Annotated in this window: 17 protein-coding genes; 9 read left to right on the top strand and 8 right to left on the bottom strand. The window is 70.2% G+C overall.

Translation table 11 applies throughout. The features are described 5' to 3' along the window. Window positions 1–16 precede the first annotated feature (16 nt). The 3 genes from ABZ635_RS10935 (at window position 17) to ABZ635_RS10925 (ending at window position 2,405) form a co-directional block, all read left to right on the top strand. Window positions 17–643, top strand: coding sequence for a GNAT family N-acetyltransferase (locus tag ABZ635_RS10935; RefSeq protein WP_357762304.1), 627 nt, complete (start codon window positions 17–19; stop codon window positions 641–643). Window positions 644–723: 80 nt separating this feature from the next. Continuing rightward, complete coding sequence (locus tag ABZ635_RS10930) at window positions 724–1,851, top strand: XRE family transcriptional regulator (RefSeq protein WP_357762301.1); 1,128 nt, start codon at window positions 724–726, stop codon at window positions 1,849–1,851. Next, window positions 1,848–2,405, top strand: coding sequence for a hypothetical protein (locus ABZ635_RS10925; RefSeq protein ID WP_357762298.1), 558 nt, complete (start codon window positions 1,848–1,850; stop codon window positions 2,403–2,405). The genes ABZ635_RS10930 and ABZ635_RS10925 overlap by 4 nt, the downstream gene beginning before the upstream one ends. 114 nt (window positions 2,406–2,519) lie before the next feature. On the opposite strand, the gene ABZ635_RS10920 is transcribed toward ABZ635_RS10925, so the two are convergent. The 5 genes from ABZ635_RS10920 to ABZ635_RS10900 all read right to left on the bottom strand — a co-directional run bounded on the left by ABZ635_RS10920 (window position 2,520) and on the right by ABZ635_RS10900 (window position 8,654). Beyond that, on the bottom strand, window positions 2,520–3,626 hold the full coding sequence (locus ABZ635_RS10920; RefSeq protein ID WP_357762295.1) for an oligopeptide/dipeptide ABC transporter ATP-binding protein: 1,107 nt from the start codon (window positions 3,624–3,626) through the stop codon (window positions 2,520–2,522). Beyond that, complete coding sequence (locus ABZ635_RS10915) at window positions 3,623–4,717, bottom strand: ABC transporter ATP-binding protein (protein ID WP_357762292.1); 1,095 nt, start codon at window positions 4,715–4,717, stop codon at window positions 3,623–3,625. Before ABZ635_RS10915 ends, ABZ635_RS10920 begins: the two co-directional genes overlap by 4 nt. Before the next feature lie 2 nt (window positions 4,718–4,719). After that, window positions 4,720–5,748: an ABC transporter permease gene (locus tag ABZ635_RS10910; RefSeq protein WP_357762290.1), complete on the bottom strand. Its 1,029-nt coding sequence runs from the start codon at window positions 5,746–5,748 to the stop codon at window positions 4,720–4,722. Next, window positions 5,748–6,752: an ABC transporter permease gene (locus ABZ635_RS10905; RefSeq protein ID WP_357762287.1), complete on the bottom strand. Its 1,005-nt coding sequence runs from the start codon at window positions 6,750–6,752 to the stop codon at window positions 5,748–5,750. The genes ABZ635_RS10910 and ABZ635_RS10905 overlap by 1 nt, the downstream gene beginning before the upstream one ends. 234 nt (window positions 6,753–6,986) lie before the next feature. Then, window positions 6,987–8,654, bottom strand: a complete 1,668-nt coding sequence (locus tag ABZ635_RS10900) for an ABC transporter substrate-binding protein (protein WP_357762284.1) — start codon at window positions 8,652–8,654, stop codon at window positions 6,987–6,989. A 357-nt stretch (window positions 8,655–9,011) separates the two neighbouring features. On the opposite strand from ABZ635_RS10900, the gene ABZ635_RS10895 reads away from it, so the two are divergent. Next, window positions 9,012–9,416, top strand: a complete 405-nt coding sequence (locus tag ABZ635_RS10895; protein WP_357762282.1) for a hypothetical protein — start codon at window positions 9,012–9,014, stop codon at window positions 9,414–9,416. An 82-nt stretch (window positions 9,417–9,498) separates the two neighbouring features. Here ABZ635_RS10895 and ABZ635_RS10890 read toward each other — a convergent pair whose 3' ends face one another. After that, on the bottom strand, window positions 9,499–9,993 hold the full coding sequence (locus ABZ635_RS10890) for a hypothetical protein (protein ID WP_357762279.1): 495 nt from the start codon (window positions 9,991–9,993) through the stop codon (window positions 9,499–9,501). A 219-nt stretch (window positions 9,994–10,212) separates the two neighbouring features. Between ABZ635_RS10890 and ABZ635_RS10885 the strand changes: the two genes are divergently transcribed. Next, window positions 10,213–10,671 (top strand): hypothetical protein, encoded by a 459-nt coding sequence (locus ABZ635_RS10885; protein WP_357762276.1) that lies wholly within the window; start codon window positions 10,213–10,215, stop codon window positions 10,669–10,671. Between the two features lie 60 nt (window positions 10,672–10,731). Here the strand turns inward: ABZ635_RS10885 and ABZ635_RS10880 are convergent, their stop codons facing one another. Continuing rightward, window positions 10,732–11,247, bottom strand: coding sequence for a gluconokinase (locus tag ABZ635_RS10880; RefSeq protein ID WP_357762273.1), 516 nt, complete (start codon window positions 11,245–11,247; stop codon window positions 10,732–10,734). 130 nt (window positions 11,248–11,377) lie between these two features. On the opposite strand from ABZ635_RS10880, the gene ABZ635_RS10875 reads away from it, so the two are divergent. Continuing rightward, a complete protein-coding gene (locus ABZ635_RS10875; RefSeq protein WP_357762270.1) occupies window positions 11,378–12,085 on the top strand; it encodes an FCD domain-containing protein in 708 nt (235 codons plus the stop codon). 4 nt (window positions 12,086–12,089) lie between these two features. Here the strand turns inward: ABZ635_RS10875 and ABZ635_RS10870 are convergent, their stop codons facing one another. Next, window positions 12,090–13,466 (bottom strand): GntP family permease, encoded by a 1,377-nt coding sequence (locus tag ABZ635_RS10870; RefSeq protein WP_357762267.1) that lies wholly within the window; start codon window positions 13,464–13,466, stop codon window positions 12,090–12,092. Window positions 13,467–13,783: 317 nt separating this feature from the next. Between ABZ635_RS10870 and ABZ635_RS10865 the strand changes: the two genes are divergently transcribed. The 3 genes from ABZ635_RS10865 to ABZ635_RS10855 all read left to right on the top strand — a co-directional run bounded on the left by ABZ635_RS10865 (window position 13,784) and on the right by ABZ635_RS10855 (window position 16,452). Then, window positions 13,784–14,416, top strand: a complete 633-nt coding sequence (locus ABZ635_RS10865; RefSeq protein ID WP_357762264.1) for a DJ-1/PfpI family protein — start codon at window positions 13,784–13,786, stop codon at window positions 14,414–14,416. A 93-nt stretch (window positions 14,417–14,509) separates the two neighbouring features. Then, window positions 14,510–15,514, top strand: a complete 1,005-nt coding sequence (locus ABZ635_RS10860) for a GntG family PLP-dependent aldolase (RefSeq protein ID WP_357762261.1) — start codon at window positions 14,510–14,512, stop codon at window positions 15,512–15,514. A gap of 149 nt (window positions 15,515–15,663) precedes the next feature. Beyond that, entirely contained in the window at window positions 15,664–16,452 is a 789-nt protein-coding gene (locus tag ABZ635_RS10855) for an IclR family transcriptional regulator (protein WP_357762258.1), read from the top strand. Window positions 16,453–16,751 lie beyond the last annotated feature (299 nt).

Below are 16,751 nucleotides of genomic sequence, written 5' to 3'. Positions count from 1 at the left end.
GCCCAGAATGGGCCGGATGGCCCCCTTGGAGATTCGCCCCTACCGTCCCGCCGACGAGGAGGGGTGGTTGCGCTGCCGGGTGTTGTCCTTCCTCCACACCGCCTACTTCGACGACGTGAAGACGACCAAGCCGGAGTTCGACCGGCCCTGTGTGGAGCTGGTGGCCGTCTCCGGCGCCACCGTCGTCGGCATCCTGGACGCCGAAAGGTCCGGGGCCCGCGCCACGATCGACACCGTCGCGGTCCACCCCGACCACCGGGCGCGGGGAATCGGGACCGCCCTGTTGGAGGCGCTCCTGGCCCGGCTCCGGGGCACCGGGGTCCGCACACTCGACGCCTGGACCCGCGACGACGCCGACACCCTGGCCTGGTACCGGGCACGGGGCTTCACCGACCACGACCACTACCTGCACGTCCACGCCGAGGGGGACGAGGCCGCGGAGGCGGTGACCCCCCGCGTCGGGTTCCACGTGGGCGGGGCCTTCCTACACGCGGACCCTGCCGAGGAGGCACGGCTGCGCGCCGCGTTCGCCCGCGTGTACGTGTGCCGCCGCTTCACCCGCCCCGTGGACCCGCGGGGAACGGACGTGTCGGCGCCCCCCCCGGTAGGACCGGCGCCGCGAGGCACCTTGCCGCTGCCATGACGTGCGGCGATGGCATATCGCGGCGGGCTCGCCCCGACTGTCACGGGAGCCCGCCGTCGGCGTGTTCTATTATGGAACACATGGTCCTCACCTCTGCCGAGCTGGGTCATCGCGTGGCCCAGGCCCGCCAGCGCGCGGGTCTCACACAGATCGAGCTGTCCCAGGCCATCGGCGTACACCGGTCCGTACTCGCGAAGATGGAGAACGGCAACCGTCGGCTGACGGCGTTGGAGCTCGCCGAGGTGGCCGATGCCGTCGGTGAGAGAATCGAGTGGTTCGTCCAGGAGGTCCCGCCCGCGATCGTGTCGCACCGCAACGTCACGGACCCCGGTGAACCCAGCCCCCGCATCGACACCGAAGTGGAACGTCGCGCCCGCGACGTGGAGTTCGTCGCCCGCAATGACAGCGGATTTCGGGACAGAGTGCGGCGCCCCCCCGAACATCCGATGCCCGAAAACGGGGAAGAGGCCGACGAGCTCGCCGAACGGGCCCGTGTGCTCCTCGGCGCTGACCCGGAGGGGCCGTTGTGCGACCTCGGCAGAACGGTGGTTCGAGCCGGGCTGCTCCCGTTCGTCATCGACCTTGGCACCGACGCCGCCGACGCCGCCAGCGTCCTTCTGGAGACCGGCGCGGTCGCGGTGGTGAACGGCGATCGCCGCGTGGGACGTCGACGCCTGTCCCTGGCACATGAGCTGGGACACCTCCTCGTCGCCGACGAGTACACGGTCGACTGGCGCATCGACGGAAGTTCGAGCCGGGACTCGCGCGAACAGCTGATGGACCGGTTCGCCCGCTCCCTGCTGCTCCCGGACGCCTCCCTGCGAGAGGCCTGGCGAACGTGGGCGGGACACGAGGACGACAGCCTCCGAGCGGCCACCGTTCGAACGGCCAGCAGGTTCCGCGTGGACATGTCCACACTGGCACGTCGACTCGCCGAGCTCGGTCTGGTCAGCGGCGCACAGGCCGCTCAGGTGCGCATGACCAGAACCACCAGAGCGGACATCGTGCAGTACGACCTCGTCAACGCGGACGAGCTCGCCGAGAGCCAGCTCCCGCGCGAGTACGAAGCGGCCGTGCTGCGTCTGTTCACCTCCGAGAGAATCAGCGAAGAGCGCGCCGTGGACCTGTTGATGGGGACGTGGTCAACAGCGGATCTTCCGGAGCTGCCACGATTGAACGAGTCGGCCATATGGCAGTTCGTTTCATGAGCGGACCGCCATCGGAGGAGATCGTCCTCGACACCGGCCCTCTGAGTCACCTCACCGAAGCCGGATGGCTGGGTGTGCTGCGCACGGTCGCGGGCCCGCGCACCGTCGTCATCACCGGCGAGGTCGAACACGAGTTGCGCCAGGGTGCTCACACCAGACCGTACCTACAGCAGGTCCTCGGAGCCGAGTGGCCGAAGAGGCACACCCTGGAATCCGGTGCCGAGATCGAGTCCTTCGCCCGCTTCTCCGAGTTCCTCGTCGCGGGAGGTCGAAATGTCGGAGAGAGCTCGGTCCTCGCCTACGCGCAGGTACACAAGGCCACGGCGGTGATCGACGACCGCGCGGCCCGGCGCCTGGCCCAGGACGCGGGTATCCCCTTCCAGGGAACTCTCGGTCTGCTCTGCGAAGCCATCCGCGCTGGCCTGCTCACCACGGCCATGGTCGGCAGCCTGGCGGACCACCTTCTGGAAACCGCTTACCACCTTCCCTTCCCCGCGGGCGGTTTCGAACGCTGGGCGAATGACCACGGGATCATCTCCCCGCGAGGGGGCTGAGCGGGTTCCGCACGGGATCGCGCGGACGACACCGGTTCCGGACCGGCCCGCCGATGGCGGCGCCGCACACGCGTGCGCGGGGCCCCCGACGGGACCCCGCGCACGCGTTCCGACTCAGCCCGCCCCGTGCACGATCCGCTCCGCCAGCTCCTCCCGGGGCTGGATCTGCCCGGACAGGATCTGCTCCGCGTAGTGGCACGCCACCCGGTGTGTGCCGCCCTCGGCACCCTTCAGCGGGCGCAGCTCCGGGCGTTCGGTGTCGCAGCGCTCCTCCTGGCGCCACGGGCACCGGGTGTGGAACCGGCAGCCCGCCGGCGGGTTCGCGGGCGAGGGCAGGTCGCCTGCGAGCAGGATGCGCTCCCGGCCGTCCTCCACCGTCGGGTCCGGCACCGGGACCGCCGACATCAGCGACCGCGTGTACGGGTGCAGCGGGGTCTCGTACAGCTCGTCGCTGGAGGCCTCCTCGACCATCGACCCCAGGTACATCACCCCCACCACGTCGCTGACGTGCCGCACCACCGCGAGGTCGTGCGCGATCACCAGGTAGGTCAGGCCCAGTTCCTCCTGGAGTTCCTCCAACAGGTTCAGCACCTGCGCCTGGATGGACACGTCCAGGGCCGACACCGGCTCGTCGCAGATGATCAGGTCCGGTTCCAGGACCAGCGCGCGGGCGATCCCGATCCGCTGGCGCTGGCCGCCGGAGAACTCGTGCGGGTAGCGCTGGAGCGCCTTGGCCGACAGCCCCACGCGCTCCAACGCGTCCACCACCCGCCGGCGCTGGTCCTTCCTGGTCTCGGCGGCCCGCTCAGCCCGGCTCGCCTTCTGGGCCGAGGCGCCCTCCGGACCGCCGATGCCGTGGGTCTGGAGGCCCTCCAGGAGGATCGAGCCGATGTTCTGACGCGGGTTGAGGCTGCCCAGCGGGTCCTGGAAGACCATCTGGAGGTTGGCGCGTTCACGGCGCATCGACTCCGAGTCGAGCCCCGCCAGGTCGCGCCCGCCGAACCACACCTCGCCCTCGGTGATCTCGTTCAGCCGCAGCACCGCGCGGCCCAGGGTGGTCTTGCCGCAGCCCGACTCCCCCACCAGCCCGTAGGTCTGGCCCTTCTCGATACTGAGCGAGACCCCGTCCACGGCGCGCACGTGCCCCACCGTGCGGTCGACGATCACGCCCCGCCTGATCGGGAAGTGGACCTTGAGGTCCTTGATCTCCAGCAGGCTCATCCCCGCTCCTCCTCGTCGTCGCCCACCACGGCCGGGCTCTCCAGCACGGCCCGGTCCACCACGTCGGCGTGGCTGATGGGGTTCACACAGCGGTGGACGTGTCCGGGGTCCCCGTCGCCGACGCCGACGCCGACGAGCTGGGGCGGCCCCTGGAGGCACTCCATGGTGTAGTGGTCGCAGCGTGGGGCGAACGCGCACCCGTCCGCCCACGCGATGTTGTCGTTGACCGAACCGCGCACCGGGGTGAGCGGTTCGCCGCGCGGCGCGTCCAACCGGGGGATGGACCCGAGCAGACCCACCGTGTAGGGGTGGGTGGGGTCGCTGAACAGCGGCGCCCGCTCGGCGGTCTCCACGGCGCGGCCCGCGTACAGCACGTTGATGTCGTCGCACAGCCCGGCCACCACACCGAGGTCGTGGGTGATCATCAACAGCCCGGTGCCCTCCTCGGTGACCAGGTCCTTGAGCAGCTCCAGGATCTGCGCCTGGATGGTGACGTCCAGAGCCGTGGTGGGCTCGTCCGCGATCATCAGACGCGGCTTGCACGCCACCGCCATGGCGATGAGCGCGCGCTGGCGCATCCCGCCGGACAGCTGGTGCGGGTACTCGTTCAGGCGCCGGGTGGGGTCGGGGATGCCCACCCGGTACAGCAGTTCGGCGGCTTCCTTGCGCGCCGCCGCGCCGCGCATCCCCCGGTGCCGCTTGAGGATCTCGGTGACCTGGACCCCGATCGGCACCACCGGGTTGAGGGAGCTCAGCGGGTCCTGGAAGATCATCGCCAGCTGCGAACCGCGCAGGTCGCGCATCCGGCGCTGGGAGACCCGCAGCAGGTCCGCCTCACGGACCTCCTCACCCCGGTCGGACAGGCGCATGACGGCGCTGCCGCCGACCTCCACGCCCCGGTCCGGGAGCAGGCCCATGAGGGCCAGGGAGGTCACGCTCTTGCCGCAGCCCGACTCGCCGACCAGCCCGGTGACGCGCCCCTCCTCCAGGGTGAAGGACACCCCGTCGACGGCACGGGTCGGTTTCTGGCCCTTGCGGCGGAACACCACGGACAGCTCGTCCACCGCCAACAGCGGCGTGCTGGAACTCATGGTCACTTCCTCAACTTCGGGTCGAGCGCTTCCCGCAGCGCCTCACCCAGCAGGGTGAAGCCGAGCGCGGTGATGATGATGCCCAGGGCCGGGTAGACGGCCAGGGACGGTGCGCTGGACAGGAACCGCTGGGCCTCGGACAGCATCGTGCCCCACTCGGGGTAGGACGCGTCCGGGTTGCCCAGGCCCAGGTAGGACAGGGCGGCCGCGTCGATGATGGCGGTCGCCAGGGTGAGCGTGGACTGCACGATCACTGGCCCCATGGAGTTGGGCAGGATGTGCGTGAGGGCGATCCGGTGCTTCTTCACTCCGAGGGCCTGCGCGGCCAGCACGTACTCGCGGTTGCCCTGGGAGATCATCGCGCCGCGCAGCAGGCGGGCGAAGATCGGGACCTGGGCGATACCGACCGCGATCATGACCGTGGTCAGGCTCGGGCCGACCAGGGCCGCGACCGTGACGGCCAGCAGCAGGGTCGGCATGGCCAGCATCATGTCGATCACACGCATGACGACGTTGTCGACCTGGCGCCCCCAGCGGCCGCCCAGCACCGAGCAGGCACCGGCCATACCGCCCAGGAGCGCGCCGAACAGGAAGCCGACCAGGGTGGCGACCACGCCCACCATGAGGGTCTGGCGGGCGCCGATCACCATGCGGGAGAACATGTCCCGGCCCAGGTGGTCCAGGCCCAACCAGTTCTCGGCGCGCGGCCCGACGAACTCGTTGCGGTTCGGGAAGACCTCGTTGCCCCAGGCCTGGGAGGTGGGGCTGTAGGTGGCGATCAGGGGCGAGAACAGCGCGATGACGAGGAACAGCGCGACGATGACCGCGCCGGTGATCGCCATGGGGCTGCGCCGCATCCGCTGGAAGGCCTCGCTCCACACCCCCGCGCCGTGGGTGCCCGCGTCCCGGTCTCCCATGAGCTCGGCGAGCCGGTCGACCTTGTCGGCCCGGCGCTTGTGGAAGGGCACCTTCTCGTCGGTCCCCGCGGTGTCCGGGGCCTCGGACGGGTTCTGACTCGGTGTCGTAGGCATCACTGGGCCCGCACTCTCGGGTCGAGGAGGCTGTACGAGATGTCGACCAGGAGGTTGATGAACACGTACATGGTGGCGATGAGGAGGATGAATCCGGTGAGCACCGGGTAGTCACGGGTCTGGGTCGCCGCGTAGACGAACGAACCGATCCCCGGGAACGCGAAGACGCTCTCGGTGAGGACCGCTCCCGCGAAGAGGCTGCCCGCGAGCAGACCGACCGCCGTGACCACCGGGAGCAGCGCGTTGCGGAGCACGTGCCGGGTGCGCACCGTGGTGCGGTGCAGGCCCTTGGCGTTCGCGGTGCGCACGTAGTCCTCGCCCATGACCTCCAGGACGCTGGCGCGGGTCATCCGCGTGATGACCGCCAGCGGGATGGACGCCAGGGCCAGACCCGGCAGCACCAGGTGGGCGAGGGCGTCCATGACGACGTCCCACTCCCGGGTCATGAGGCCGTCCAGGACCACGAACCCCGTGATGTCGGTGCGACTGAGCCCCGGGGAGAGCCGGAACGCCGATGGGAAGAGCCCGAGGTTCTCGGAGAGCACGACCTTGAGGATGAACGCCAGGAAGAAGACCGGGGTGCAGATGCCCAGAAGCGATCCGCCCACCGCGGCGAAGTCCAGGACGGTGCCGCGCTTGCGGGCGGCGAGGTAGCCGAGCGGCAGGCCGACGGCGACGGCGAAGATCATCGCGGTCACGGCCAGCTCGAACGTGGCGGGGAAGCGGAGGAGGAACTCGTCCAGGACCGGTCGGCTGGTCTGGAGGGAGGTCCCCAGGTCGCCCTGCACGATGTTGCGCAGGAAGGTCAGGTACTGAACCGCGAGGGGTTCGTCCAGACCCAGGGAGCGGCGCAGGGCTTCGCGCTGCTCCGCTGTCGCGTCGTCGGGAAGGAGGGCGTACTCGGGTCCGCCCGGCAGTCGTTGGAGCCAGACGAACAGCAGGATCGACAGACCGCCGAGTGTCGGGATCAGCTGTAGGAGTCGCCTGACGATGAATCGCAGCACCTGCGCCGCCTTTCGCCAGTGGTGGTAACGATGGACGCGGAGCGTCCCCCGCCGGTGTGCGGCGGGACGTACGGATGGGGTGGGGAGTCCCGGGGGGATGCGGCTCGGTGTGCCGTGGGGCAGTGGGCCGCCGGGGTGGCCGGGCGCGGCGTCGGCCGCGCGGCGGGCCCGACCGGTCAGGACCGGTCGGGCCCGGCACGGTTCCCCTCTCGGGTCAGGGAGGGGTACCCGTGTCTACTTCCAGGAGGCCTCGGCGAAGTTCTCCTGGGTCAGCGGGCTCACGTTCGGCGGGTTGACGTCCCCGGAGAACGCGATGGAGGGCGGGGAGCTGGAGATGGGCAGCCCCGGCAGGACGTCCATCACCATCTCGTTGAGCTCCTGGTACCCGGCGACGCGCTCGTCGTTGTCGGGGTTGGTGCTCACTTCCTCCATCTTGTCGAAGAGCTCCTGGTCGTCCATGCCCCAGGCGCTGTTGGGGGTGGAGAACCAGGTGCCGATGAAGTTGTAGGCGTCGTTGTAGTCGCCGGTCCAGCCGAGCAGGTACAGCGGGCAGTTGCCGCTGTCGGTCTGGTTGATGTACTCGGCCCACTCGTAGCTCTTGGCCTCGACCGTCACGCCGGCCGCCTGGAGGTCCTCCGAGATGACGTCGAAGATGTCCTTGGGCGCGGGCATGTACGGGCGGGTGACCTCGGTCGGGTAGCAGAACTCGAGTTCGAGGTCCTCGTAACCGGCGTCGGCCAGCTTCTCGGCGGCCAGCTCGGGGTCGTACTCGATCTCGCGCACGTCCGGGGACCAGCCGTCGAGGGTGTCCGGGTGGAACTGCGTGGCGACCTCGCCGCCCTCGGGCAGGATGGTGTCGACGATGCGCTGGCGGTTCACGGCGTTGGAGAGGGCCTCGCGGACCTCCAGCTCGGCCAGGGCCTCGTTCTCCTGGTGGTAGGCCAGGTAGAGGACGTTGAACACGTCACGGGTGGGGACCTCGAACCCCTTGTCCTGGAGCGGGGCGACGTCGGCCGGGGCCACCAGGTCGTAGCCGTGGATGTCGGTGGCCTCCAGGGCCTGACGGCGGGCGTTCTCGTCCGGGATGGCCCGGATGATCATGTTCTCGAAGCCCGCGGGCTCGCCCCAGTAGTCGTCGAACCGCTTGAAGGTGATCTCACCCTGGTCCTGGTTCCACTCCTCGACCGTGAAGGGACCGGTGCCGGCGACCGTGCCGGGGACCTGGGTGTACTCGGGCAGGTTGGGGTTGCCCTCCTCGCCCGTGATCTCCTGGCCCTCCATGGCCGCGATGCTGGTGGGGCTCATGATGCCGAAGGCCGCGAGGCTGAACCCGCCCGGGTAGAGCGAGGAGTACTCGGTGACCTCGATGACGGCGGTGAGCTCGTCCTCGGCCTCGCAGGACTCGTAGCGCGCCTCCGGTGGAGCGTACGTCTCGTCGTTCTCCGCGAATCCGCCGAAGATCTTCTGCCAGTAATACGAGTTGTTCGAGCTCTGGTAGGCGCCGGTCAGATTGAACCAGCGGTCGAAGTTGGCGCAGACCGCCTCGGCGTTGAGTTCGTCGCCGTCGTGGAACGTGACCCCGTCCCGGAGGTGGAAGGTCCAGACGGTTCCGTCCTCGGACTGGTCCCAGGTTTCGGCCAGTCCGCCGACGATTTCAGAACCACCGGATTCGTGTTCGAGAAGGGTCTCGAATACCTGACGGCTGTAACGGAAGGTCTCGCCGTCACTGGCGAGGAAGGGGTCCAGCGCGGTGATGTCACCGGCGGAGGCGAAGACGAACGGCTGGGAGTCGTCGTCGCCTCCTCCGGCACGGTCACTCTCCGCGCAGGCCGTCGCCACGAGCGTGAGCGACGCCGCGACGGCCAGGAGGCCGAGCGGCTTACGGGAAGACTTCGTGAACATGGTCCACCTCAGTGATGGGGGACGGGGCTTGGGTCCCGGAACGATTGTGTTGGACCCTAAACCGCGCCACGACCACCTGGGAAGGTAGACGGCTGGGTATTAATACAACCGTTTCAGATCTGTGCCGTGATCCATAGATCGCCTATTGGCGCGCACGTGTTTAACTGTGAAAGAACTTCGACGGTATCTCGCGTACTCGAAATCGATCACCAAGGGTATTCACCCGAACACCCATTCCCCTTCTTTGTCCTATCATGGGATGAATGAACTTTCTTGTCGAATGTCCGTTTCCCGGACCCCCTTCCGGAGGCCGGACCCGCGGCGCCGACAACGCGCGGTTCGTCCTATGATCTGCGGATGGACACTCCCCTTGACGACGCGGAACTCACCGCGTTCCTCGAAGGCCAGGACACCGCCTGGCTGGCCGAGCAGCTGATGCTCGTCGCCGACGAGGACCCCATCACCCGCATCCGCCTGAGCGCGGCCGCCGGAGCGGAGAGCGCGGTGGAGGAGGCCCGAGGCGTCGTGCTGACTCGGGTCACCGAGCACTCCCCGCAGGAGTCCGCGGCCGACCCCGACGACGGGGACCCGCTGCACCGCTCCCTCGACCTCCTGGACGACCTGCTCGACTACGGTTTCGAGGACGAGGTCGGCGACATCGCCGATGAGGCCCGCGAGATCTACGTGAACCGTCACGGGGAGGACGACAGCGAGCACCTGGCCCGCCTGCACGTCCTGGCGGACGGCGAGGAGGAGGACTGACCGGCGGAGCCTGAGGAGGGACCCGGAAGGGGGCCCGGGGACGTGCCCGAGAACACGCGCCCCGGACCCTCGGCGTACCCGGCTAGGCCGCGCACCAGCGGCGCACGCTCGTGCTCCACAGGGCGATGGCGGTGACGATGGAGAACATGACCACCACCAGGGCGACCAGGAGCGTCGGGGTGTCCGCCAGCCGAGCCGCCGTGTGGAGCACGGAGACCGCCACGCCGAGGGCGACCAGCGCGCCGAGCTGGGCGGCACGCCACAGGACGTTGCCCCCTCGGCGCACCGGCAGGGCGAGCGCGACCAGCCCCAGGGCGACCAGCGCGGCCAGGACCAGCTGCGCCCACAGCTCGTTCACGACCGGGGCGGGCGGGTCCGTCTGGAGCGTCGTCCAGGACTGGTAGGCCAGTCCCACGAAGACGGCGGCGGTGACGAACATCAGGACACAGGTCTGTCGAACGTCCTGCGGGGGCCGCACGCCCGGGCGGCGCGCGGCGAGCATGCTCGGCCGGGGGGCCGGCAGCTCGCTGAAGGGCCGGGACGCGGAGGATGCGGGGGACGTCTGGGTGTCGTGCATGACCACCAGGGTCGCGTGCCGGGGCGTACTACACAAGTGGAGCCGAATCCGCGCACACAAGGTGATATCACCGTCACAGGATCGCGAACCAGTCGGCGACGGACAGTGGACCCCGTGGATCGGTGGAAGCGATTCATGGCGCTCGGCCGCTCAGCGAGCACGGTGGCGCTGAGGACACCGTACACGGACACGGCTCGAACGGAACAGAACGGAACAAGGATGTACGGCAGCCCCAGGGGTCACATGGGCCCGGCGGAGGAGAACGAGGTGATCTCGCGGATCGCCTCGGACATGGCACGCCACCTGCCCGACGGTTGGAGGACGGGAAGGCTCGTCGTCACACTCATCGGCATGTACGGAATCATGACTGCCGAGTTCGAGAACGAGGCGGGAGAGCGCGGCAGGGTCAATCTGCCAGGGAGGCTCTTCCCCAGGATCATGGACCTCAGATCCGGCGTGTACAGGGAGGGTCAGGGAACCTGGTTCACCTGGAGGTTGGAGATCCGGAGCGAGGGGGAGTTCGCCTCCTTCTTCGACTATGACAATCAGCCACCGTTCACCTTCGCCCCGGGAGCCGAGGACTACGTCAACGAGGCGAATCTCTACCCCAGGAGTGACGAGTTCACCCCCGACTGGCTGCGGGAGGGACTCGACGAGGCCCGTCGGCAGCTGGGGTGAACTCTCTTCACTTCACGCTGGGGCGCCCCACTGGTTCGACCCGGCCAGACGCCGCCGGGCTCAGGCCCGGGCGGCTCCCAGCCGCCCGGACACGTACTCCAGGGCCCGGCCGCTGAGCGTGTCGAGGTCGGCCCGGACGTCGAGCTCCAGCCCCTCCTCGTCCGGCCGCAGGCGCTCCAGGGTCTCCAGCTGCGAGCGCAGCAGCGCGGGCGGCATGAAGTGGTCCGTGCGGGCCTCGATCCGCTTCCAGATCACGTCCTCCGTGCCGTGCATGTGCACGAAGTACACGCCCGGGGCCGCGCCGCGCAGCACGTCCCGGTAGGAGCGCCGGAGCGCGGAGCAGGCCATCACGGTCGACTCCCCCAGCGCCTCGTGCGCGGCGATCCAGTCCGCGAGCTCGGCCAGCCACGGCCAGCGGTCCTCGTCCGTCAGCGGTACACCCGCCGACATCTTCGTGATGTTGGCCTCCGGATGGAAGGTGTCGGCCTCCGCGAAGGGCAGCCCCAACCGCGCGGCGATCCGCTCGGCGACACTGGTCTTCCCGCTGCCGGATACGCCCATGAACACGAAATGCATGCTCTCTCCGAGTCCTGGCACGCCGCTACGCCGCGACGCCGCCACCAATAGTGATATCAATCAATCCGACTAGGCTGCTCCCTGACCCCGACCGGAAGAGGTCGAACACACGGAGATTCCGAGGGACGCGATGGCCACCGAGCACCGAACGCTGCACAACCGGGTGCTGGCGGTACTCGGCCCCGCGATCGCCGCCGGGGAGTACGCCCCCGGCCACGCCTTCACCCTCCAGGGCCTGGAGGGTGACTTCGGCGTGTCGCGGACGGTCGCCCGCGAGGCGGTGCGCGTGCTGGAGTCCATGGGCCTCGTGGTGAGCCGCCCCCGCACCGGCATCCGGGTCCGCCCCCAGGGGGACTGGAGCGTGTTCGACCCCCAGCTGATCCGCTGGCGCCTGGCCGGATCGGGCCGGATGGAACAGCTGCGGTCCCTCAACGAGCTCCGTGCCGCCGTGGAACCCGGCGCCGCGGCCCTGGCCGCCGAACGCGGCCCCGCCGCCGAGCGGGCCCGGTTGGTGGACGTCGCGGAGGAGATGACTGTCACCGGCCAGGCCGGAGAGCTCACCACCTTCATGGAGCTCGACATCGCCTTCCACCGCGCCGTCCTGGAGCTGTCCGGAAACGAGATGCTCTCCGGACTGGCCGAGGTGGTGACCGAGGTGCTCGTCGCCCGGACCTCCTACGACCTGATGCCCCACAACCCCCGCCCGGAGGCCCTGCGCCTGCACACGACGGTGGCGCGGGCCGTCCGGGACGGGCTGCCCGACGTGGCCGAGGCGGCCATGCGGGCGATCGTGACCGAGGTCGCGGACGCCCTCAGGGACGGGGCCCCCGGCCGCTGAACCCCTACAGCACCAGGTGGAGGGCGAACGCGAACCCGAAGCCGACAAAGCCGATCAGGGTCTCCATGACCGTCCACGTCTTCAACGTGGTGCGCACGTCCATCCCCAGGAAGCGGCCGACCAGCCAGAACCCCGAGTCGTTGACGTGCGACAGGGCCGTGGCCCCGGACGCGATGGCGATGACGATCAGCGCGAGGTCGACGGAGCTGAGCCCGGAGGTGGCCTGCACGGCGGGGGCGACGAGCCCGGCGGCCGTGGTGATGGCGACCGTGGCCGACCCCTGAGCGACCCTCAGGGCGAGCGCGATGACGAACGCGGCGACGATGACCGGCATGCCCGTGGACTCCAGGCTTCCGGCGAGGGCGTCACCGATCCCGCTGGTGCGCAGGACGCCGCCGAACATGCCGCCCGCGCCGGTGATGAGGATGATCCCGCAGACCGGGCCGAGCGCCCCGCCCACGATCTCCTCGACCCTCTGACGGGTGAAGCGTCCCCGGCTGAGCACGACCATGGCGTAGAGCACGGTGACCAGGAGCGCGATCGGGGTCTCTCCGACGAGCCGCAGCGACTGGACCCAGACCGCGTCGGCGGGTACCGCACCGGTGGCGGCGAGGGTGGTCGTGCCGGTGTTGGCGAAGATGAGCAGCATCGGCAGCAGGAGGACGCTGACGACCGTGACCAGCCGGGGCGGGTTCCCGTGGGTGACGTCGCCGTTGGACATGATGTCGTCCGGGACGGGGATCTCGAAGCGCTTCCCGGCCCACAGGCCGAACAGGTAGCTGGCCAGGTACCAGGTGGGGATGGCCAGGAGCACGCCGAGGAGCAGGACCAGGCCCATGTCGGCGCCGATCTCCACGGCGGCGGTGACGGGGCCGGGGTGGGGCGGCACGAAGGCGTGCATGACCGCGAAGGCGCCCGCCGTGGGCAGGGCGTACATGAGCACCGAACCGCCCACGCGGCGGGCCACGCTGAAGACGATCGGCAGCATCACGATGAGACCGACGTCGAAGAAGATCGGGAAGCCGAAGAGCAGGGAGGCCACGCCGAGGGCCATCGGGGCGCGCCGCTCCCCGAACAGTTTGATCAGGGCGCCGGCCAGGACGGCGGCGCCGCCGGTCACCTCCAGCATGCGGCCGATCATCACGCCCAGGCCGACGAGGAGGGCGACGTTGGCGAGTGTGCCGCCGAACCCGCCGAGGAGGGTCGGGACCACTCCGTCGACCGGGATGCCGGCGGCCAGCGCGGTGAGCACGCTGACCAGGACCAGCGCGACGAACGCGTGCATCCGGAATCGGATGATCAGGAGCAGCAGGAGCGCGATGGCTCCCGCCGCGATCCCGAGAAGGGGACCCGTGCCGTAGACGGGTACGAAGTTCTCCATCGCGGAGCCTTCCGGTGGGCGGGACGGTGGGGCTGGCGGCGCGGGGACACGCCCTTGACCTGCTCTTGGACCAGGCTCAGAGAATGGTAATACCATTTGTGAGGTTCTGTGAACACCCCTTGTCGGTTTTGTGAGGGCGGCGGGACCGCGCACCGCGGTCCGGCACGCGCGGAACCGGCCCGGGCCGGGGCGTACGGAGCGCACCCGAGCGGGATCTTCGCGGCACCCTCGGATAAAACCGGTGGCCCGGGGAACCGATGTGACGACTCGGGCGCGCGGACATTGACACCCCGCCGCCCAGACCCCAACCTCATGCCATGAGCGCTGAGCCCACCCCCTCTCTGCACCTCGCCGTCTACGACCGGATGGTCGACTGGCACTACGGCCACGCCGTCGCTCAGGTGCGGGAGGGGATCGGTCCGCACCGGACCGGCAGTCTCCCCGTCGTCACCGTGGGACTCACCGGCACCCCGATCACCACGGCGGGCGGGCTCACCGTCCTCCCGGACCTCACCCTCGCCCAGCTCAAGCCCTCGGCCAGCGCCATGTTCCTCCTCCCCGGCTCCTCCGACTGGGACACCGAGCCGGAGCTGCTGGCCCCGATGGCGTCGGCGTCGGGCATCCTCCTGGACACGGGGGTGCCCGTGGCGGCGATCGGGGGCGCCGTGGCCGGACTGGCCAGGGAGGGCCTGCTCGACCAGCGCGACCACACCGGCTCCGCCCCGGACTACCTCCTGGGAACGGGGTACGCGGGTGCGCACCGCTACCGGGACGAGCTGGCCCTCACCGACGGGGACCTGGTCACGGCGGGCGAGAGCGCCCCGGTCGAGTTCGCCCGGGCGGTCCTGGCCCGGCTCGACCTGCTGAGCCCGCGCGCCCTGGACGCCTGGTACCGGTTGCACGCCCTGCACGACACGGACGCCTACCTGACCCTGGTGGAGGAGGCCTGACCGGCGGACGGCGGCTCCCGGCCCCGAGGCCCCGCGACGGCCCGAGTACGGCCCGAGTATCGTCGTGGACACACACCATGTCGAGGAGAAGCCTTGATCGACCTGCGCTCGGACACCCTGACACTGCCCACTCCGGCGATGCGTAGAGCCATGGCCGAGGCCGAGGTGGGCGACGACGTGTTCGGGGAGGACCCCACCGTCCGGGCGCTCGAAGAGGAGACCGCCGCCCTGTTGGGCCGCGAGGCCGCCCTGTACGTGCCCTCCGGCCACATGGCCAACCAGCTCGGCCTGTACGTGTCGGTCCGCAGCGGGGAGGAGGTGTGGGCGCACGAACACCACCACCTGATCGGGGACGAACAGGGCGCCGTCGCCGTCCTCGCCCGGGCCCTGCCCCGCCTGTATTCGGGCGAACCGTTCCCCTCCCAGCCCCTGCTGGAGTCGTGGATCGCGGGCGCGGGCGACGTCCACCGGGCCGACCCCGCCCTGGTGTGGTGGGAGAACACGTTCTCGGGCCGGGTCGTGCCCCTCACCGAGCAGCGGCGGGTGACCGGCTTCGCGCACGCGCACGGGCTACGCGCCCATCTGGACGGGGCCCGGCTGTGGAACGCCGCGATCGGACTGGGGGTCTCCCCCGCCGAGGTCGCCGAGGGCTTCGACACGGTGTCGGTCTGCTTCTCCAAGGGCCTGGGCGCCCCGGTCGGCTCGGCGCTGGTCGGTGACGCGGACACGGTCCGGCGGGCCCGGCGCGGCCGCAAGATGCTCGGCGCGGGCATGCGGCAGGCGGGCATCGTCGCGGCGGGCGCCCTGCACGCCCTGCGCCACCACCGGGAGCGGCTGGCGGAGGACCACCACCGCGCGGCCCGGCTGGCCGACCTGTTGGAGGGCCTGCCCGGTGTGTCGGTGGTGGCCCGGACCAACATGGTGCTGATCACGACCCCCGAGGGTCGGGCCGGGCGCTACCTGGAGGCCCTCGCCACCGAGGGGGTCCGGGCGCTGGGGGGAGGCGACCGCGTGCGGCTGGTCCTGCGGCAGGAGGTCACCGACAGCGACGTCGAGGAGGCGGCGAAGGCGATCGTCCGGGCGGTCTCGTCCCTCTGACTCCCTCCGACCCCAGGTCGGCGCGGTGCCGCCGTCGGTAGACTCGGTCGGTCCCGCGCGACCTCAGGGAGGCGACAGGTGTCGGGCGTCACATCGCGTAGTAGGATCGGGCGTATGACATTGTCGTACTAGAGAGTGGTAGCACCGCAATGCCGGGAAGAATCCAGTCCATCGAACGCGCCGCCGCGATCCTCCGGCTCCTGGCCGGTGGCGCCCGCGGACTGAGCCTGGCGGAGGTCTCCCGCTCGCTGGAACTTCCCAAGGGCACCGCCCTGGGCATCCTGCGCACCCTCCAGCACGTGGGCTTCGTGGAGCAGGACCCGGAGTCGGGACGCTACCGCCTGGGCGGTGGAATGCTCAGCCTGGGAACCCGGTACCTGGACGGCAACGAACTCCGAACCAGGGCCCTGAACTGGGCCGACACCCTGGCCTCGCGCAGCGGTGAGAGCGTGCGGATCGGCACCCTGCACAAGCACCAGGTCCTCGTGGTGCACCACGTCTTCCGCCCCGACTCCTCCCGGCAGACCCTGGACGTGGGCACCCTGTTGCCGCTGCACGCCAGCGCGCTCGGCAAGGTCCTGATGGCCTTCGACCCCCTGGCCGTGCCCGAGGAGGTCTCCGCCGTGGAGACCGACTCCCCGGTGGAACTCACCTCCTTCACCCGGCACACCGTCACGTCGATGGCCGCCCTGGAGGGCCAGCTGTCGACGATCCGCGACAGCGGCTGGGGCTGGGAGGTCGAGGAGCTGGTGGACGGCGAGGTGTCGATCGCCGCGCCCATCCGCGACCGGCGCGGCGTCACCGTGGGCGCCATCGGGGTGCGCGGCGCCGTGGAGCGGCTGCGCGCCGAGGACGGCAGGCCCGACATGGAACAGGTCTCCTACGTGCGCGACGCCGCCCGCGCCATCTCCCGCGAGTTGGGCGTCACCCCCTACTGAGCCGGAGGTCACACGCCTCCCGCCACGGCCCCGCCGAGCATCCGCGACGGCGGACGGCCGGCTCCGCGCGGCCTTCACACGCCTTCCCACACCGTGCCGGGCAACGGTCGGCCCAACGGCGTCCACCGTTTGGTCCCGCTTCGGGTCAGGGCCCGGAGTGGTGCCTTTCCGTGCGCTCGCCCGGCTTGAGACAGTGTCCGCCCGACCGCGTGATCCACGCAACACGATTGCGTCACACGGCCTTGACATGGGAAGGAGAGACGGTTGAAACTATCGGCTATTCATACGTCAATGTCGTA

This window comes from Nocardiopsis sp. NPDC007018, from assembly GCF_040635075.1.
Classification (GTDB): domain Bacteria; phylum Actinomycetota; class Actinomycetes; order Streptosporangiales; family Streptosporangiaceae; genus Nocardiopsis.
This window is presented reverse-complemented; position numbering and strand designations above follow the sequence as displayed.